This window comes from Kitasatospora sp. NPDC058032, assembly GCF_042885845.1.
Classification (GTDB): Bacteria; Actinomycetota; Actinomycetes; order Streptomycetales; family Streptomycetaceae; genus Kitasatospora.
This window is the reverse complement of the sequence record NZ_JBHVRK010000027.1, coordinates 22,632-40,081: the sequence shown is the minus strand read 5'-3', so window position 1 is coordinate 40,081 and position 17,450 is coordinate 22,632. Positions and strand designations below refer to the sequence as shown.

The following is a 17,450-nucleotide window of genomic DNA, read 5'->3' as shown; positions in this document are numbered from 1 at the left end:
CCCGCCACGGGGGGACCGCCGGTAGCCGGTGCGGCCCGCGGCAAACCCCATTTGTGACGACTTCCGTGGGCGGCCCGTGGCGCCTGCGATGGAGAGCAACATGAGCAACAAGCTCGCTGCTGTCGACGCGGCCTCGCTGCGTAGCGACATCCCGGCGTTCCGCGCCGGTGACACCCTGAAGGTGCACGTCCGGGTCATCGAGGGCAACCGCTCCCGTGTCCAGGTCTTCCAGGGCGTCGTCATCCGCCGCCACGGCGCCGGCGTCGGTGAGACCTTCACCGTTCGCAAGGTCAGCTTCAACGTCGGTGTCGAGCGCACCTTCCCGGTGCACACCCCGGTCGTCGAGAAGATCGAGGTCGTGACCCGCGGTGCGGTTCGCCGCGCCAAGCTGTACTACCTGCGTGACCTCCGCGGCAAGGCCGCGAAGATCAAGGAGAAGCGCGACCGCTGATCCACCGGCCCCCGGCACCGCCGGGGGATCGGATCGCTCTGGGGGGCCGGGCTGCCGCACGGTAAGCTCAGCCCCCGATGAGCACGCACGAACCACCCGCGGACCGCGACGGCAGTCCCGCACCCACCGGTGCGGACTCGCCGGCGCGGTCCGCGGTCGTTTCCGCGGCCCCCGCCGAGGAGAGCGGCGCCGACTCGGGGGAGAGCGGTTCCGAGGAAGGCGCTTCCGAGGAGAGCGACGGTGCGGAGCCTGCGCGTGGGCGCTCGGGCGCGCGTGACCTGCTGCTGCTCGCCGGAGTCTGCCTGCTCGTGCTGCTGCTGGTGAACGCCTTCGTGGCGCGCCCGTTCTCGGTGCCCTCCGGGTCGATGGAGAACACCCTGCGACCGGGCGACCGCCTGATCGTGAACCAGCTGTCCTACGCCTTCGGCGGCCACCCGCAGCGCGGTGACGTGGTGGTGTTCGACGGTACGGGCTCCTTTCTGCGCAGGCCGCTGGAACGCGACGGCGCCTGGACCTCGCTGCGCTCCTTCGGCCGTGATGTCGGGCTGGTCCCGGCCGGTGACTCGGTCTACGTGAAGCGGGTCATCGGCGTCGGCGGCGACCGTGTGACCAGCGCGGGACCGGGCCGCCCGCTCACCGTCAACGGTGTTCCGGTCGACGAGTCCGGCTACCTGTACCCCGGGGACGAGCCGTCCGCCGTGGCCTTCGACGTGGTGGTGCCGTCCGGCAAGCTCTTCGTGCTGGGCGACCACCGCAGCGCCTCCCGGGACTCCCGCGACCACCTCGGTGACCCCGGCGGCGGGTTCGTCCCCGAGTCCAAGGTGATCGGCCGGGCGGCCTGGGTGGTCTACCCGGTCGGGCACTGGGCCTCGGTCGACCGGCCGACGGCCTTTGCCGCGGCAGGGGGGACCGGTGGCCATGGGGACCAGAGGTAGGGGACGGCTCGCCGACCGCCCGGCCGCCGGAACCGACCCCGGCTCCCCGACCGGCCCCGCGTCCGGCCCTGAAACGGGTGCTGTCACCGGTGCCGTGACCGGGCTGGAGGAGGACGCGGCCCCCGCCGCCGCCCCCGTGGTACGTGGGCGCGCCGAGCGCCGTCGTACCGCCCGCCGGGCGGCCCGCCGCCGTAGAAGCTCCCGTCTGCGCGAGATCCCGCTGGTCGTCGTGGTGGCCTTGGTCGTGGCGCTGGTGATGAAGACCTTCCTGGTGCAGGTCTTCGTGATCCCCTCCGGCTCGATGGAGCAGACCATCCAGGTCGGGGACCGGGTGCTGGTGGACAAGTTCACCCCCTGGTTCGGCGCCGAGCCGGAGCGCGGCGAGGTGGTGGTGTTCAGGGACCCGGGCGGCTGGCTGGAGAACGAGCACGGGTCGTCGAAGGACGGGCCGGTTCTGCGGGTGGCCAAGCAGGTGCTGACCTTTGTCGGACTGCTGCCGTCCGACAGCGAGCAGGACCTCATCAAGCGGGTGATCGGGGTCGGCGGGGACACCGTCGAGTGCTGTGACGAGCAGGGCAGGATCAGTCTCAACGGCAGGCCGTTGGACGAGCCCTACCTCGCTCCGGGCAACCCGCCCTCCCGGCAGCCGTTCAAGGTGAAGGTGCCGCAGGGCAGGCTCTGGGTGATGGGCGACCACCGGGACGTGTCCGCCGACTCCCGTTTCCACATGGGCAATCCGGGGCAGGGCACCGTTCCGGTGAGCGGTGTGGTGGGGCGGGCGTTCATGATCGCCTGGCCGGTGGGTCGGGTTCATCAACTTGAGGTGCCGGTTTCACTCTCCTCGGTGGCGCGGGTTCCGGCGGATGGCACGACCGCAACGGACTCGATGGGCGGCGGGCCGGTTCCTGAGGAACCTCCGCTCGTTATGGGTGTGTTGGGCATCCTTCCGCTCATCGGCCGCCGGATGGGGCGGCCCCGGGCGTAGGTCCGGACAGGCCCGTCGTGATCGGGCCGGGCGTGTGGGACCGCGAGCCGGATGCCCGGGAGTGATAGAGAAGTGCTGGGTGCGGCCGACTCGGTGTCGAGGGGTCGCACCCGAAGGCTGTGCCGGTGTCAGGAGGCCCGTCGGGGGCCGGTCCTGGCGGGGGCGCGGTCGGTGGTGGAGCGTGGTGCCCGCTGTGCGGCACTGTGAGCGCGGGCGCACGGGCGTCCGCACAGCAGGGAGGAGACGTTGTGGGGGATTTGGTGATCGGCGCCCGCTCAGGCGCCGGCGAGCCCGAGGGCTCCGGCGGCCCGGCGGCCCGGTCCGCGGAGGCCGCGGCGCCCTCGTCCTCGGCCGAGGACACGGCGGCCCAGTCCGCGGACGGGCACGGCGACGGCACGGGTGACACCCCGCCGCCCCTCCCGGGCGACTCCGGTCCGGCGGACGGTACCGAGGAGCAGCCGCCGCGGAACGAGCGCAAGCAGCGGTCGTTCTGGAAGGAGCTGCCGATCCTCATCGGCATCGCCCTCGTCCTGGCGCTGGTGATCAAGACCTTCTTCGTCCAGGCGTTCTCCATTCCGTCGGAGTCGATGCAGAACACGCTGCAGGTCGGTGACCGGGTCCTGGTGGACAAGCTCACCCCGTGGTTCGGCGCCGAGCCGGAGCGCGGCGAGGTCGTGGTGTTCCACGATCCGGGCGGCTGGCTGGCCGACGAGCCCACCAAGGAGAGCAGCAACGCCTTCGTCCGGGGCGTCCAGAACGTGCTGAGCTTCGTCGGTCTGATGCCCTCCGACAACGAGAAGGACCTCATCAAGCGGGTCATCGCGGTCGGCGGGGACACCGTCGAGTGCGAGGGCGAGGGTCCGGTGAAGGTCAACGGCGTCGCGCTCAACGAGCCGTATGTCTACGCCGGCAACACCCCGTGCGGGACGAAGCCGTTCGGTCCGGTGAAGGTCCCCGACGGCCGGATCTGGGTGATGGGCGACCACCGCGCGGACTCGCTCGACTCACGCTTCCACATGGACCAGCCGGGTGGCGGGACCGTCCCGGTGGACGACGTGATCGGGCGCGCCTTCGTGGTGGCCTGGCCGGTGAACCACTGGTCGACGCTGCCGGTGCCGGACACCTTCGACCAGAAGGGCCTGGCGGCGGCCGCGCCGGCGGTGCCGGCCGCAGCCGGTGCCGTGGGCGCCGTCGCCCTGCTGCCGCTGGTCCGCAGGCTGCGGAACCGGCCGGACCGCGACCGGCGGTCCTGATCCCGACCGGGGGCTCCCGGGTCTTGCGCGGGCCGTGGTACCGACGAGTAATCTGCTCGGACGTGCCACGGCCCGCCGGGTTTTCCGCCCGTGGCCCCGGTGCGCCGCCGTGAGCGTTTCCGGGTCGGTCAGGGGTTGGACGGTGTCGATGAGCAGTGTCGCGGAACGGACGACCGGTGATCCCCTGGCCACGGCCCGCCCCCGGCGCGCCCCCGGGGCCGTGGTCCAGGGCGTGCTGCTCGCCGTCGGCCTGGTCCTGCTGATCGGCGGCTTCGCGGTGATCGCCGTGAGCTACCGGCCGTACAACATCCCGACCGGTTCGATGGAGCCGACCCTCAGGGCCGGGGACACCGTCCTGGCGCGGAAGACCGACGGCGCGGACGTCCGGCGCGGTGACGTGGTGGTCTTCCGCGACCAGGCCTGGGGTGGCCCGCTCATGGTCAAGCGCGTGGTCGCGATCGGTGGCGACACGGTCGCCGTCGCCACCGGTGACCAGCGGCTGACCGTCAACGGCAAGCCGGTGGACGAGCCGTACCTCGCGGCGCAGGGTGCCCAGGGAACCGCCTTCAGCGTGGAGGTGCCGCCCGGCCGTCTCTTCCTGCTCGGCGACAACCGGCTCGGCTCGCTCGACTCCCGCGTCCACCTGGAGGTCGACGGCGGGACCGTCCCGGCCACCGGGGTGGAGGCCCGGGTCGAGGCCACCGTGCTTCCGCTCGGCCGGGCCGGCCTGCTGGCCGGCACCTCGGCGTTCGAGGTGGTCGGCGGGGAGGGCCCGGCAGGCCCGGGACCGCTGGAACCCGCGTTCTGGGCGAGCGTTGTAGGCGCGGCGACGATCCTCGTGACCACGGCGGTGAGCGGGGTGGCAGGGCTGGCGCGCCGTCGCCGCCGCACGACCTGACCCCGGCCGGCACGGTTCGCGCCGGGGCCGCTCTGCCCAACCTCGCCCCGGACGACCGCGCCGGGTGGCAGGATCGGGGGAGCGACCGGGGCGGACGAAGGGAACGTGGAGGCTCGTCATGGCGGCACAGCGGCGCAGGGCCTCGCGGATCCTGCTGTTCGACGGGCAGGACCGGGTGCTGCTGTTCCACGGCTCGGACCCGGCGGTCCCCGGCGTCACCTGGTGGTTCACCCCCGGCGGCGGCTTGGAACCGGGGGAGGACTTCCGGGACGCCGCCGAGCGCGAGCTCCTGGAGGAGACCGGACTGCGCGGCGTGGAGCTGGGGCCGGTGGTGGCGTACGGCAAGGCTTCGTTCTCCTATCGGGGACGGCGCTACGAGCAGGAGCAGTGGTTCCACCTGGCCCGCACGACGGACACGGTGCTGGACCACTCGGGCATGGGAGAGGACGAGCACGCCCAACTGCTCGCGGCACGCTGGTGGACGGTCGGGGAATTGCGGGCCACCGCCGAGACCGTCTATCCGGTCGGGCTGGTGGACTTTCTGCAGCGGCTGTTGACCGAGGGGCCGCCGGCAGCTCCGGTAAGGCTCTGAGGGTGAGTGCGGTGGTCCACAATGGGTGGACGTGACAAGTTGAGGGGACGCCTGGATGAGTGCCGAAGATCTCGAAAAGTACGAGACCGAGATGGAGCTCAAGCTCTACCGGGAGTACCGGGACGTCGTCGGCCTGTTCAAGTACGTGATCGAGACCGAGCGACGGTTCTACCTCACCAATGACTACGAGCTGCAGGTGCACTCGGTGCAGGGCGAGGTGTTCTTCGAGGTGTCGATGGCGGATGCGTGGGTCTGGGACATGTACCGGCCGGCCCGGTTCGTCCGCAAGGTCCGGGTGCTGACCTTCAAGGACGTGAACATCGAGGAACTCGCGAAGAGCGACCTGGAGCTGCCCTCGGACGAGTCCGGCTTCGGGAACTGACGGTGGACCGCCCGGACCCCGGATGTCCAGGGGAATTCCGGGTATTCCGGGATAATCACTCCCGTAGGTGACAGGAGTTATCCACAGGCCCGAGTTGTCCACAGGAAAGGACAACTCTCTGGTCCGATCCCGGACCGCACGGCAACCTCCCCGGCGGAGGTGGTCACCGTGCAGGAGATCGAGCGCGCCACGCGCAAGAGGACCGCGAAGGCCCGGCAGGACGGGCAGCCGCGCCGGAGGACGACGCGGGCCCCGGCGGGCGGTCCGCCCCCGTCGGCCGTGTCGCCCCCGTCGGCCGCGCCGGGACCGTCGCGGCCGACCAACACCGGCCTCGGCCGCTACGGCGAGCAGGTCGCAGCCCGTCGGCTCACCGAGGACGGGCTGCGCATCCTCGACCGCAACTGGCGCTGCGTCGAGGGCGAGCTGGACATCGTTGCCCTCGACGGCGACACCGTGGCGGTCTGCGAGGTCAAGACCCGCTCCGAGCGGGGCTTCCAGCAGCCCAGCGAGGCCATCGGTCCGACCAAGGCGGACCGCTTGCGCCGACTGGCCGAGCGCTGGATGGCCGAGCGCTGGCCCGGCCACTTCGCCCGGTTGGCAGGTCCCGAGTACCGACCCGGCGCCGACGACCCGCCGTGGGCGCCCGTGCCGCCCGGCGGCGTCCGGATCGACCTGGTCGCCGTCATCAACCGGTCCCGCGGCGCCGCCTCGGTCGACCACCTGCGGGGGGTGGTCTGAGATGGCCTTCGCCCGGACGTGTTCCGTGGCCCTGGTCGGCGTCGACGGGGTGATCGTCGAGGTCCAGGCCGATCTGGAGCCCGGGGTGGCGGCGTTCACCCTGGTCGGCCTGCCCGACAAGGCGCTCTCCGAGGCCCGCGACCGGGTGCGCGCGGCGGTCGTCAACAGCGGCGAGGCCTGGCCGCAGCGGAAGCTGACCGTCGGGCTGAGCCCGGCCTCGGTGCCCAAGAGCGGCAGTGGCTTCGACCTCGCCGTGGCCTGCGCCGTGCTGGCCGCCGCCGAACGGCTCGACCCGGCCGCGATCGCCGACCTGCTGCTGATCGGCGAACTCGGGCTGGACGGGCGGGTGCGCCCGGTGCGCGGGGTGCTCCCGTCGGTGCTGGCCGCCGCGGACGCCGGCTACCGGCGCGTGGTGGTCGCCGACCAGACCGCCGCCGAGGCCGAGCTGGTCCCCGGGGTGACCGTCCTCGGCGTGCGCAGCCTGCGCCAGCTCGTGGCGCTGCTCACCGGAGCTCCCGAACCGGAGGAGCCCGCCGACCGCCCCGGCGGGCACCCCGACCCGTTGATGGCCGGCCTGATGCTTCCCAGCGCCGGGGTGCGGGGCCTGCCCGACGAGGCGGCCGCCCGGATGGACCTCGCCGACGTGGCCGGCCAGTACGAGGCCCGCCGGGCCCTGGAGATCGCCGCCGCCGGCGGTCACCACCTCTACCTCAAGGGGCCGCCCGGCGCGGGCAAGACCATGCTGGCGGAGCGGCTGCCCGCGCTGCTCCCGCCGCTCACCCAGAAGGAGGCCCTGGAGGTCACCGCGGTCCACTCGGTGGCGGGGCTGCTGCCGGCCGGGCGGCCGCTGGTCGACCGGGCGCCCTACTGCGCCCCGCACCACTCGACCACCATGCCGGCGATCGTCGGCGGCGGCAGCGGGCTGCCGAGACCGGGCGCGGTCTCGCTGGCCCACCGGGGCGTCCTGTTCCTCGACGAGGCACCGGAATTCCCCGTCCGGGTGTTGGACGCGCTGCGCCAGCCGCTCGAATCGGGCGAGGTGGTGATCGCCCGGTCCGCCGGATCGATGCGGCTGCCGGCCCGGTTCCTGCTCTGCCTGGCCGCCAACCCCTGCCCGTGCGGGCGCCACTCGCGGCGGGGCGAGGGCTGCGAGTGCACGCCCGCCATGGTCGGCCGGTACCAGGGCCGGCTCTCCGGACCGCTGCTCGACCGGGTCGACCTCCAGGTCCAGGTCGCTCCGGTGACCAGGGTCGAGCTGATGCAGCGCGACACCTCGGCGGAGACCACCGAGGTCGTCGCGGCCCGGGTGCTGGCGGCCCGCGAGCGTGCGGCGGCCAGGTTGGCCGGCACACCGTGGCGGACCAACGCCGAGGTCCCCGGCCATGAGCTGCGCACCCGCTGGCAGCTGGCACCGAGCGCGCTGAACGACGCCGCGCGTCAGCTGGAGCGGGGCCTGCTGACCGCCCGGGGCCTGGACCGGGTGCTGCGGGTCGCCTGGACGGTCGCGGACCTGGCCGGCCGGGACCGCCCGGAACAGCGTGACGTTCGGACGGCCCTCGTCCTGCGCACCGGCGTGGAGCAGGGGATTCCGCTGACGGAGCGCTTCTTCGGGCGGGCGGACCCCGCCCCGGACCGGACGGGCGGCAAGGCCGAGCGCCGCCCGGCGCGCACCCGTTCCGCCCGGCGCACCGCCGATCCGCAGCCCGAGCCCGAGGAGGCCGCCCCGTGAACCGCACCGCGAACGATCTCGTCCAGGGCACGCCCGCCGAACCGGGAGCCGCCCCTCGGCCCGGGGTGCCGCCCGAGCCGGTGCCCAGGCCCGAGCCCAAGAACGAGCCCGAACACGAATACGAGCCCGAGCGTCTGGCCCGCGCGGCGCTCTGCCGGCTCGGCGAACCCGGGGACGCCGCGCTCGGCCGCTGGCTCGCCCGCACCGACGCCCTCGACGTGGTCCGGGCGATCCGGGACGGCAGGGTGCCCGGCCGACAGGGCCCGGACGACGCCCGGCTGGCGGCCTACCGGGCCAGGCTGACCGGCCTCGACCCGGTCGCCGACCTGGAACGGGTACGGGCGGCCGGTGGACGCTTCATCATTCCGGGCGACACGGAGTGGCCCAGCCAGCTGGACGACCTCGCGGAGACCAGGCCCACCGGCCTCTGGGTGATCGGCACCGGCTCGCTGCGTCTGCTCGCGCTGCGCTCGGTCTCGGTGGTGGGTGCCCGGGCCTGCACGGCGTACGGCGCGCACGTCGCCGGGGACCTCGCCGCCCAGCTCGCAGAACGCGGCTGGGTGGTCGTCTCCGGAGGCGCCTACGGCATCGACGCGGCCGCCCACCGGGGCGCGCTGGCGGTCGGCGGCCCGACCGTCGGTGTCCTCGCCTGTGGGGTGGACGTGGCCTACCCGAGGGGCAACACCGGGCTGATCCGCCGGATCGCCGAACAGGGGCTGCTGCTGAGCGAACTCCCGCCGGGGGAGCACCCGACCAGGTTCCGGTTCGTGCTGCGCAACCGGGTGATCGCGGCGCTGACCCGCGGAACCGTGGTGGTCGAGGCGGCGCTGCGCAGCGGGGCGCTCAGCACTGCCAGACGTGCCCGCGACCTCAACCGGCACACCATGGCCGTGCCCGGCCCGGTGACCTCGGAGCTGTCCGCCGGGGTGCACGCCCTGATCCGCAGTGGCGCCGCCACCGTGGTCACCGACGCCGCCGAGGTCGTCGAGCTGATCGGCGCGATCGGTGACGACCTCGCGCCGCAGCGCAGCGGACCGGTGCTGCCCAGGGATCTCCTGGAGCCGGCGGCGGCCCGGGTCCTGGAGGCGGTGCCCGCCACGCCGGACGGCGCGCCGGTGGAGCAGCTGGCCCGGCAGTCCGGGCTCCCGCCGGACGAGGTGCTCCAGCGGCTCTACGAGCTGGGCTCGCTCGGCCACGTCGAACGGCACGGGGCGCACTGGCGCCTGGTGCGCAGGAGGTGACGGCAGGTCCGGAAGGCCGACAACCGGGGAGCGGGCCACACGGACGAGTGGAAGGAGGACGGGGCTTGACGGAGCGGCCCGGCGCGGCGGGGTGCGGCCTCCGGTCCGTCTGCCTCCGGTACCCCGAGGCGGTGACACGAAGCCACCGGATCGGGGGACGACCGAGTGGCGGTAGCACTGTGCAGCGAGTCGGTCACGCTACGCTCGCCATGCCTTCCCTATCAGCACATGACTCGGCAGAACGGCGCAGACCAACGTATGCCCACACACATTCCCGGACACCGAGTGACCGGTGGCGCCCGGTCCTCGGGAGGGCCGCGCACCGAGCGGCGCACCGTGACCGAGTTCCCGCCCAAGGCCGCGGGTGGGATGGGGGCCCTCGCGCGACAGGGCGGCCGTACGGCGCACTCCGGGGCGCACGACGACCGTTCGGACGCGCCCGGCGCTTCCGTCGACCCGGCCGCCCCCGCGCCGCCCGAGGCGCCTGGGCCCCGCCGGGAGGCGGCCGGCCGGGAGCGCACGGCGCTCGAAGAGCTCTGGCGCGCCTACAAGGAGACGGCCGACCAGCGGCTGCGGGAGCAGCTGATCCTGCACTACTCGCCGCTGGTCAAATACGTGGCGGGCCGGGTCGGGGTCGGCCTGCCCTCCAACGTCGAGCAGGCCGACTTCGTTTCGTCCGGGGTCTTCGGGCTGATCGACGCGATCGAGAAGTTCGACATCGAACGCGCCATCAAGTTCGAGACCTACGCCATCAGCCGGATCCGCGGCGCGATCATCGACGAACTGCGGGCACTGGACTGGATCCCGCGCTCGGTGCGGCAGAAGGCGAAGGCGGTCGAGCGGACGTACGCGACGCTGGAGGCCCGGTTGCGGCGGACGCCGAACGAGCCCGAGGTCGCGGCCGAGATGGGTATCGCCATCGAGGACCTGCACGCCATCTTCAGCCAGCTCTCGCTCGCCAACGTGGTGGCGCTCGACGAACTGCTGCACCCCGTCGGCGAGGGCGGCGACCGGCTCAGCCTGATGGACACCCTGGAGGACCACGGCGCCGACGACCCGGTCGAGGTGGCCGAGGACCGCGAACTGCGCCGGCTGCTGGCGCAGGCCGTGAACACGCTCCCCGAGCGGGAGAAGACCGTGGTGACGCTCTACTACTACGAGGGCCTGACCCTGGCCGAGATCGGCCAGGTGCTCGGGGTGACGGAGAGCCGGGTCAGCCAGATCCACACCAAGTCGGTGCTCCAGCTGCGCGCCAAGCTGTCGGACATCCGGTAGCGGCAGGGCGGTCGGAACCCGGTGGGGTGCGCCGCGTACGCCCGGCCGGCACTCTGCGCCCCGGTACGCAACCCTCCGCATCGCGCCGATGTGCGGCACCGTACCGGTGGGATGTAGGGCTCCGTACAGTGGAGTGTGTGCCGAAGATCCGAGCGGCCAGTGTGGCCGAGCACCGTCAGATGCAGCGGGCAGCCCTCCTCGACGCTGCCCGCAGTCTCCTCACCGAGGGAGGCATGGAGGCCCTGACCTTCCCCGCGCTCGCGGCGCGCACGGGACTCGCGCGCTCCTCGGTGTACGAGTACTTCCGCTCGCGGGCGGCCGTGGTCGAGGCGCTCTGCGAGACCGACTTCCCGCTCTGGGCCGCCGAGATCGAGGCCGGGATGGCGAGCCGCGACACCGCGGCCGAGCGGATCGAGGCCTATGTGCGGGGCCAGCTCGCGCTGGCCGCCGATCCCCGCCACCGGGCCGTCGCCGCGATCTCCGCGCTGGAACTGGACGACGCGGCCCGCGAGCGCATCAGGGCGGCGCACGGGACGCTGGTCGGGCTCGTGGTCCAGGCACTGGAGGACCTCGGCCACGAACAGCCCCGGCTGGCGGCCGCGCTGCTCCAGGGCATCGTCGAGGCGGCCGTCCGGCAGTCGGAGCAGCGGGCGGCGGGCGGTCGGGCCGAGAGCCCCGAGGTGATCGCCGACGCTGCCGTCTCCCTCGCCCTGCACGGACTCGGTCCGAGCTGACCGGCCGCGCCGGGTCCTCGGAGGGCGGGTCAGCGAGCGGCAGCAGTCTGGCCCGGCCGGTCCCGAACAGGGACGGCGGGTCGAGGTAGCGCCGCCCGCGCAGCAGGCCCCAGTGCAGGCAGACACCGTCGGCGCAGTGGCCGGTCCCGTCGGCGAGCCGTCCGATCACCTGGCCCGCTGCCACCGCGGTGCCCACCGGCAGGGTCCCGGCGACCGGTAGATAGGTGGTTCGCAGCGGGGGCGCCGGGGGAGCGGCGGCGCTCGCACGGGCGACGATCGTATGGGTGACCGTGACCACCGGCCGCCCGCCCACCGGGCCGGCGAACGTGACCACACCGGGAGCCGCCGCCCTCACCTCCGCCCCGGGGCCGGCAGCCAGGTCGACACCCCGGTGCCCCGCGCCCCACGGCTGCGCTGGCGCCTCGAAGCGGTGCACCACGACGGCCGGGCGACCACCCGGCCCGTCCGCCGGCCACGCCCGCCCACCGTCGAAGCCGCTGCCTCCACCTCCTCCGCCACCACTGCCGCTACCGGCGGCTCCACCGCCCGCCGCATGACCGAGGGCTCCGGGCCACCCGGACGGAAGCAGCGCGCCCAGCACCACCAGCACGATCACCAGCACCCGCCGACCGGACCGCGGCCCGACCGGCGCACCGCCCCGACCGCCCGCAGCGCCGCGACCGCCCACCCGGCCCACAAGGCCCACACTGCTCACACCGCCCGCCCCACCCGCCACCACAGCACCGTCCGGAACCCCGTCAGCAGCAGTCATGCCGCCGAGGTTCCCCGGCCCGCACCGGCCCGGCCACCCCCGCCCCGATTCCTGTGGACAACCGGCCCCTGTGGACCGTGGCCGTCCCTCCAACGGGTGTACCCCGCCGGGTTCAGGCGGGCCCGGCAGGGCCGCCCGGGCGGCCCGGACCAGGTGAGTCCCCGGCCGCCCGCCCGCTGCGGAGTCGCCCGGCGCGCGGCGCTTCCCGTACACTTCACACGCGACCCGGTCCGCCGGGTCGACTTCGCACGCCCCGCCACCGGTGGACGGAAGCGGCTCCGCCGCCACCTCCGCCAGGTGCGAGTGCCGCTCGGTCCGCCGAGCCCGGCCGGTCCCCGGACCGCCGGGTGGAAGCGGCTCGGCACGTTCGGGGCGTCAGGCGTGGCTGTCACCTGGCCGCCACGGACAAACCGAGCCTGACCCGGCCGTTCGCACGCGCCGAGCGGGAAGCGCCACCGTGCGCCGACCGTGACGCCGCTGCGCCGGAGCCGGGCGTAACACCTGAGGAGCACGGCTATGGCCGTCGTCACGATGCGGGAGCTGCTGGAGAGCGGCGTCCACTTCGGTCACCAGACCCGCCGCTGGAACCCGAAGATGAAGCGCTTCATCATCACCGAGCGCAACGGCATCTACATCATCGACCTCCTGCAGTCGCTGAACTACATCGACCGCGCCTTCGAGTTCATCAAGGAGACCGTTGCCCACGGCGGCAGCGTCCTCTTCGTCGGCACGAAGAAGCAGGCCCAGGAGGCCATCGCCGAGCAGGCCACCCGCGTGGGCATGCCCTACGTGAACCAGCGCTGGCTCGGCGGCATGCTGACCAACTTCTCGACCGTCTACAAGCGCCTGCAGCGCCTCAAGGAGCTGGGCGAGCTGGACTTCTCGGACGTGGCCGGCTCCGGCCTCACCAAGAAGGAGCTCCTGGTCCTCCAGCGCGAGCACGACAAGCTGGAGAAGACCCTCGGCGGTATCCGCGACATGCAGCGCGTTCCCAGCGCCGTCTGGATCGTGGACACCAAGAAGGAGCACATCGCGGTCGGCGAGGCCCGGAAGCTCAACATCCCGGTCGTCGCCATCCTCGACACCAACTGCGACCCCGACGAGGTCGACTACAAGATCCCGGGCAACGACGACGCGATCCGCTCCGTCACCCTGCTGACCCGTGTGATCGCCGACGCCGTCGCCGAGGGCCTCAAGGCCCGCGCGGGTGTCGCCAAGGGCGACGTCAAGGCCGAGCCGGGCGCCGACCAGCCGCTCGCCGACTGGGAGAAGGACCTCCTGGAGGGTGAGAAGAAGGCCGACGAGGCCCCCGCCGCCGAGGCCCCCGCCGCTGAGGCGCCCGCTGCTGAGGCGCCCGCCGCCGAGGCTCCGGCCACCGAGGCTCCGGCCGAGCAGGCCTGACGTACCAAGGGTGAGGGGCACCCGCCGGTACGACGCCGGTCGGTGCCCCTCTCTCCCGTGCCTGGGCCGAATCACCGGCCCCGGTGCTACCCCACGCAGACACGCGAGACGCGAGAAGAGATTCACACCATGGCGAACTTCACCGCCGCGGACGTCAAGAAGCTCCGTGAGCTGACCGGCGCCGGCATGATGGACTGCAAGAAGGCCCTGGACGAGGCCGAGGGCAACGTCGAGAAGGCCGTCGAGATCCTTCGCATCAAGGGCCAGAAGGGCGTTGCCAAGCGCGAGGGCCGCGACGCCTCCAACGGTGCCGTCGCCGCGCTCATCGCCGAGGACAAGAAGTCCGGCGTCCTGGTCGAGCTGAACTGCGAGACCGACTTCGTCGCCAAGGGTGACAACTTCGTCCAGGTCGCCGACGCGATCGCCGCCCACGTCGCCGCCACCGCCCCGGCCGACCTGGACGCCGCCCTCGCCTCCGAGATCGAGGCCGGCAAGACCGTCCAGCAGTTCGTCGACGAGGCCAACGCGACCCTCGGCGAGAAGATCGTCTTCCGTCGCTTCGCGCAGTTCGACGGCGACGGCTTCGTCGCGGTCTACCTGCACAAGACCAGCCCCGACCTGCCGCCGGCCGTCGGCGTCCTGGTCGAGCTGGACAAGGAGAACGCCGAGGTCGCCAAGGACGTCGCGCAGCACATCGCCGCCTTCGCGCCGAAGTACCTGTCCCGCGAGGACATCCCGGCCGAGGACATCGAGAACGAGCGCCGCGTCGCCGAGGCCACCGCTCGCGAGGAGGGCAAGCCGGAGGCCGCCCTGCCGAAGATCGTCGAGGGCCGCGTCACCGGCTTCGTCAAGGAGAACTCCGTCCTGGAGCAGGCCTTCGCGAAGGACAACAAGAAGTCCGTCGCCAAGGTTCTCGAGGAGAACGGCGTCGCCCTCAAGCGCTTCGCCCGCTTCCGCGTCGGCGCCTGAGCCACGTTCCACCCGCGCTTCCGGCCGTAGGCTGGAAGCCGCCCCCGCCCGCTGACCAGGGCGGCAGGGAACGCGCCGTACGGGCTCACCCAGCGCCATCCGTCCATGGGCGAGCCGCGTCGGCAGCATGAACGACGAGGAGGCCATTGCCGTGCAGGACACCGAACCGGTTCCCGCGGCAGTGGCCTCCTCTCGTGTACGCGCAGGCCGGGGATCCGCACGTCCGCGCCTGTGAACCAGTAGGTGTAGAAGGAGAAGTCCATGCAGGAGACGCAGGAGACCGCGCAGGACACCCACGACGGCACGCGCCGCCGGGTGCTGCTGAAGCTGTCCGGTGAGGCCTTCGCCGGCGGCGGCGGGCTCGGCGTCGATCCGGACGTCGTGCACGCGATCGCCCGCGAGATCGCCACGGTCGTCCGCGCGGGCACCGAGGTCGCCATCGTGATCGGCGGCGGGAACTTCTTCCGGGGCGCCGAACTCCAGGTCCGCGGAATGGACCGGGCCCGCTCGGACTACATGGGCATGCTCGGCACGGTCATGAACTGCCTGGCGCTCCAGGACTTCCTGGTCAAGGAGGGCATCGAGACCCGGGTCCAGACCGCCATCACGATGGGCCAGGTCGCCGAGCCGTACCTGCCGCTGCGCGCCGTCCGGCACCTGGAGAAGGGCCGTGTGGTGATCTTCGGCGCCGGCATGGGCATGCCCTACTTCTCCACCGACACCACGGCCGTGCAGCGGGCCCTGGAGATCCACGCCGACATCCTGCTGATGGGCAAGAACGGCGTGGACGGCGTCTACGACTCCGACCCGCGGACCAACCCGGACGCGGTGAAGTTCGACGCGCTGGAGTACTCCGAGGTCATCGCGCGCGACCTCAAGGTCGCCGACCTCACCGCGATCACGCTGTGCAAGGACAACAACCTGCCGATGCTGGTCTTCGAGCTGCTCGCGGAGGGCAATATCGCGCGGGCAGTGAAGAGTGAGAAGATCGGCACACTCATCAGCCAGGATTCTGTCCGGGCCTGAGCAGCAACCAGCCGTACGGAACGGCGCGGGGGCCGCGACCGGCCACCGCCAGACACCGGACGGAACAACCGCAGATGAACCGGACAGGGAGATCACAGTGATCGAAGAGACCCTCCTCGAGGCCGAGGAGAAGATGGAGAAGGCCGTCGCCCACGCCAAGGACGACTTCGCGGCCATCCGCACCGGCCGTGCGCACCCGGCGATGTTCGCCAAGATCGTGGCCGAGTACTACGGTGCCAAGACGCCGATCAACCAGCTGGCCTCGTTCTCGGTGCCGGAACCGCGGATGGCGGTCGTCTCGCCGTTCGACAAGACCGCGCTGAAGGCGATCGAGCAGGCGATCCGCGACTCCGACCTGGGCGTCAACCCGTCGAACGACGGCTCCATCATCCGCGTGGTGCTGCCGGAGCTCACCGAGGAGCGCCGCCGGGAGTTCATCAAGATCGCCCGTACCAAGGGCGAGGACGCCAAGGTCTCGATCCGTTCGGTGCGCCGCAAGGCCAAGGACGCCATCGACAAGCTGGTCAAGGACGGCGAGGTCGGCGAGGACGACGGCCGCCGTTCCGAGAAGGAGCTCGACGACACCACGGCCAAGTACGTGGCCCAGATCGACGAGCTGCTGAAGCACAAGGAATCCGAGCTGCTCGAGGTCTGATGAACGACGCCCCTGACGCCCCTGGCTACTGGGGCCCGTCCGACCAGCAGTACCAGCCGTTCCGGCCGTACCAGCCTGCGCAGGCGCCCGTCGCACCTGCGCAGGCTCGCGGCATACCCGGACACCCGGCGCAGCCCGCCGGTCATCCGGCGCCGTACGGGCCGTACGGCGCCGGCGACCCCGGCCACCGAACGGGTCACTCCCAGCAGCCTCCGGTGTACTGGGACCCGGACGCGGAGGAGACTCAGGTCATGCCTCCCGTACCGGCCGACCCGGGCCCGCAGCCCGTGCCCCCGCCCGGAGCCGACCCCGCCGAGGGGCCGGCCCGGGAGACGGGCCGGCTGAGCGGACCGCTGTTCCGCGACGAGCAGCCCGGAACGGGGGAGCCGGGTGCGTCGGAGACGGTCGTGCTGCGCGCGATCACCGATGACACCCCGCCCCCCGCTCCCGCGGGCGGGCCGTACCCCGGCACGCCGGGCGGACCGGCGGCGGGGCAGCCCTTCCTCGTGCCGTCGTCCCACCCAGGGCAGGAGACACCCGTGGCCCAGGCCGATCCGCAGCCTCAGCCGCCGCAGCGCAAACAGCGCGGTGGCCGCAACCTCCAGGCCGCGATAGGCGTGGGCGTCGGCCTCGGCGCGGTGATCGTCGCCTCGCTGTTCGTCGTCAAGGCCCTGTTCCTGGTCGTGGTGATCGCCGCGGTGTCGGTCGGTGTCTGGGAGCTGACCAGCCGGCTGGCCGAGCGCAAGGAGATCAAGGCGCCGCTGATCCCGCTGGTCGCGGGCGGCATCGCGATGGTCGCCACCGGCTACTGGTCGGGGATCCAGTGGGCGGCGGCCTCGCTCGCGCTCACCGGGCTCGCGGTGATGGTCTGGCGGATGACCGAGCCGCCCGAGAACTACCTGCGGGACATAACGGCGGGCATCTTCACCGCCTTCTACGTCCCCTTCCTCGCCACCTTCGTGGCGATGATGCTGGCGGCCGACGACGGTCCGCAGCGGATCGTGCTCTTCCTCATCGTCACGGTGTGCAGCGACACCGGGGCGTACGCGGTGGGTTACAAGTTCGGCAAGAACAAGCTGGCGCCGACCATCAGCCCGGGCAAGACCCGCGAGGGCCTGGCCGGCGGCATCGGCCTGTCGATGCTGGCGGGCGCGCTGCTGATGGAACTGATCATCGACGGCGGCAGCTGGTGGCAGGGCCTGATCCTGGGCGGCTGCGCGGCGGTCACCGCGACCCTGGGCGACCTGGGCGAGTCGATGATCAAGCGCGACCTGGGCATCAAGGACATGGGCACGCTGCTGCCCGGCCACGGCGGCATCATGGACCGGCTGGACTCGCTGCTGCCGACCGCCCCGGTGGTCTGGCTGCTGCTGGCGGCCTTCGTCGGCAGCTGAGCCGACGGCACCCGCGCACA

The 17,450-nt window shown here is 72.8% G+C and carries 17 protein-coding genes and 1 pseudogene; 17 read left to right on the top strand and 1 reads right to left on the bottom strand.

Annotated elements, in window-relative coordinates:
• Nucleotides 1-100 precede the first annotated feature (100 nt).
• The 12 genes from rplS to ACFVUH_RS31070 all read left to right on the top strand — a co-directional run bounded on the left by rplS (nucleotide 101) and on the right by ACFVUH_RS31070 (nucleotide 11,213).
• Nucleotides 101-451, top strand: coding sequence for a 50S ribosomal protein L19 (gene rplS / locus ACFVUH_RS31125; protein ID WP_063347674.1), 351 nt, complete (start codon nucleotides 101-103; stop codon nucleotides 449-451).
• A 77-nt stretch (nucleotides 452-528) separates the two neighbouring features.
• Nucleotides 529-1,386, top strand: a complete 858-nt coding sequence (gene lepB / locus ACFVUH_RS31120) for a signal peptidase I (protein ID WP_387916707.1) — start codon at nucleotides 529-531, stop codon at nucleotides 1,384-1,386.
• A gap of 94 nt (nucleotides 1,387-1,480) precedes the next feature.
• Nucleotides 1,481-2,371: a signal peptidase I gene (gene lepB, locus ACFVUH_RS31115; RefSeq protein WP_387916705.1), complete on the top strand. Its 891-nt coding sequence runs from the start codon at nucleotides 1,481-1,483 to the stop codon at nucleotides 2,369-2,371.
• A 248-nt stretch (nucleotides 2,372-2,619) separates the two neighbouring features.
• Nucleotides 2,620-3,624 carry a signal peptidase I gene (lepB, locus tag ACFVUH_RS31110; RefSeq protein ID WP_387916703.1) on the top strand — a complete coding sequence of 335 codons (1,005 nt, stop codon included), beginning with the start codon at nucleotides 2,620-2,622 and terminating at the stop codon, nucleotides 3,622-3,624.
• Nucleotides 3,625-3,772: 148 nt separating this feature from the next.
• Complete coding sequence (gene lepB / locus ACFVUH_RS31105; RefSeq protein ID WP_387916701.1) at nucleotides 3,773-4,522, top strand: signal peptidase I; 750 nt, start codon at nucleotides 3,773-3,775, stop codon at nucleotides 4,520-4,522.
• Nucleotides 4,523-4,640: 118 nt separating this feature from the next.
• The gene (locus tag ACFVUH_RS31100; protein WP_387916699.1) at nucleotides 4,641-5,114 is read left to right on the top strand and encodes an NUDIX hydrolase; all 474 of its coding nucleotides are present in this window, start codon (nucleotides 4,641-4,643) and stop codon (nucleotides 5,112-5,114) included.
• A gap of 55 nt (nucleotides 5,115-5,169) precedes the next feature.
• Nucleotides 5,170-5,496, top strand: coding sequence for a DUF2469 domain-containing protein (locus ACFVUH_RS31095; protein WP_030056781.1), 327 nt, complete (start codon nucleotides 5,170-5,172; stop codon nucleotides 5,494-5,496).
• Between the two features lie 279 nt (nucleotides 5,497-5,775).
• Nucleotides 5,776-6,234 (top strand): YraN family protein, encoded by a 459-nt coding sequence (locus tag ACFVUH_RS31090; RefSeq protein ID WP_355369717.1) that lies wholly within the window; start codon nucleotides 5,776-5,778, stop codon nucleotides 6,232-6,234.
• A 1-nt stretch (nucleotide 6,235) separates the two neighbouring features.
• Entirely contained in the window at nucleotides 6,236-7,963 is a 1,728-nt protein-coding gene (locus tag ACFVUH_RS31085) for a YifB family Mg chelatase-like AAA ATPase (RefSeq protein WP_387916697.1), read from the top strand.
• The gene (gene dprA, locus ACFVUH_RS31080) at nucleotides 7,960-9,204 is read left to right on the top strand and encodes a DNA-processing protein DprA (RefSeq protein WP_387916695.1); all 1,245 of its coding nucleotides are present in this window, start codon (nucleotides 7,960-7,962) and stop codon (nucleotides 9,202-9,204) included. The genes ACFVUH_RS31085 and dprA overlap by 4 nt, the downstream gene beginning before the upstream one ends.
• Before the next feature lie 369 nt (nucleotides 9,205-9,573).
• Nucleotides 9,574-10,479 carry an RNA polymerase sigma factor WhiG gene (whiG, locus tag ACFVUH_RS31075; RefSeq protein WP_355369713.1) on the top strand — a complete coding sequence of 302 codons (906 nt, stop codon included), beginning with the start codon at nucleotides 9,574-9,576 and terminating at the stop codon, nucleotides 10,477-10,479.
• A gap of 161 nt (nucleotides 10,480-10,640) precedes the next feature.
• Nucleotides 10,641-11,213: a TetR/AcrR family transcriptional regulator gene (locus tag ACFVUH_RS31070; protein ID WP_387916749.1), complete on the top strand. Its 573-nt coding sequence runs from the start codon at nucleotides 10,641-10,643 to the stop codon at nucleotides 11,211-11,213.
• A 136-nt stretch (nucleotides 11,214-11,349) separates the two neighbouring features.
• Here the strand turns inward: ACFVUH_RS31070 and ACFVUH_RS31065 are convergent.
• Nucleotides 11,350-11,985, bottom strand: a pseudogene (locus ACFVUH_RS31065) (peptidoglycan DD-metalloendopeptidase family protein); the annotation flags it as partial.
• A gap of 516 nt (nucleotides 11,986-12,501) precedes the next feature.
• Between ACFVUH_RS31065 and rpsB the strand changes: the two are divergent.
• The 5 genes from rpsB to ACFVUH_RS31040 all read left to right on the top strand — a co-directional run bounded on the left by rpsB (nucleotide 12,502) and on the right by ACFVUH_RS31040 (nucleotide 17,430).
• Complete coding sequence (gene rpsB / locus ACFVUH_RS31060; protein WP_387916693.1) at nucleotides 12,502-13,386, top strand: 30S ribosomal protein S2; 885 nt, start codon at nucleotides 12,502-12,504, stop codon at nucleotides 13,384-13,386.
• 129 nt (nucleotides 13,387-13,515) lie between these two features.
• Complete coding sequence (gene tsf / locus ACFVUH_RS31055; RefSeq protein ID WP_355369609.1) at nucleotides 13,516-14,355, top strand: translation elongation factor Ts; 840 nt, start codon at nucleotides 13,516-13,518, stop codon at nucleotides 14,353-14,355.
• Nucleotides 14,356-14,616: 261 nt separating this feature from the next.
• Nucleotides 14,617-15,381 (top strand): UMP kinase, encoded by a 765-nt coding sequence (pyrH, locus tag ACFVUH_RS31050; RefSeq protein WP_355369607.1) that lies wholly within the window; start codon nucleotides 14,617-14,619, stop codon nucleotides 15,379-15,381.
• A 97-nt stretch (nucleotides 15,382-15,478) separates the two neighbouring features.
• Nucleotides 15,479-16,036: a ribosome recycling factor gene (gene frr, locus ACFVUH_RS31045; protein WP_355369605.1), complete on the top strand. Its 558-nt coding sequence runs from the start codon at nucleotides 15,479-15,481 to the stop codon at nucleotides 16,034-16,036.
• A 251-nt stretch (nucleotides 16,037-16,287) separates the two neighbouring features.
• Nucleotides 16,288-17,430, top strand: coding sequence for a phosphatidate cytidylyltransferase (locus tag ACFVUH_RS31040; RefSeq protein WP_355369603.1), 1,143 nt, complete (start codon nucleotides 16,288-16,290; stop codon nucleotides 17,428-17,430).
• Nucleotides 17,431-17,450 lie beyond the last annotated feature (20 nt).

Excerpts from the sequence above, each read along its gene's own strand:
- rplS (WP_063347674.1), top strand. The coding sequence starts at position 101 with ATGAGCAACAAGCTCGCTGCTGTCGACGCGGCCTCGCTGCGTAGCGAC.
- lepB (WP_387916707.1), top strand. The coding sequence starts at position 529 with ATGAGCACGCACGAACCACCCGCGGACCGCGACGGCAGTCCCGCACCC.
- lepB (WP_387916701.1), top strand. The coding sequence starts at position 3,773 with ATGAGCAGTGTCGCGGAACGGACGACCGGTGATCCCCTGGCCACGGCC.
- ACFVUH_RS31100 (WP_387916699.1), top strand. The coding sequence starts at position 4,641 with ATGGCGGCACAGCGGCGCAGGGCCTCGCGGATCCTGCTGTTCGACGGG.
- ACFVUH_RS31095 (WP_030056781.1), top strand. The coding sequence starts at position 5,170 with ATGAGTGCCGAAGATCTCGAAAAGTACGAGACCGAGATGGAGCTCAAG.
- ACFVUH_RS31085 (WP_387916697.1), top strand. The coding sequence starts at position 6,236 with ATGGCCTTCGCCCGGACGTGTTCCGTGGCCCTGGTCGGCGTCGACGGG.
- whiG (WP_355369713.1), top strand. The coding sequence starts at position 9,574 with ATGGGGGCCCTCGCGCGACAGGGCGGCCGTACGGCGCACTCCGGGGCG.
- rpsB (WP_387916693.1), top strand. The coding sequence starts at position 12,502 with ATGGCCGTCGTCACGATGCGGGAGCTGCTGGAGAGCGGCGTCCACTTC.
- tsf (WP_355369609.1), top strand. The coding sequence starts at position 13,516 with ATGGCGAACTTCACCGCCGCGGACGTCAAGAAGCTCCGTGAGCTGACC.
- pyrH (WP_355369607.1), top strand. The coding sequence starts at position 14,617 with ATGCAGGAGACGCAGGAGACCGCGCAGGACACCCACGACGGCACGCGC.
- ACFVUH_RS31040 (WP_355369603.1), top strand. The coding sequence starts at position 16,288 with ATGCCTCCCGTACCGGCCGACCCGGGCCCGCAGCCCGTGCCCCCGCCC.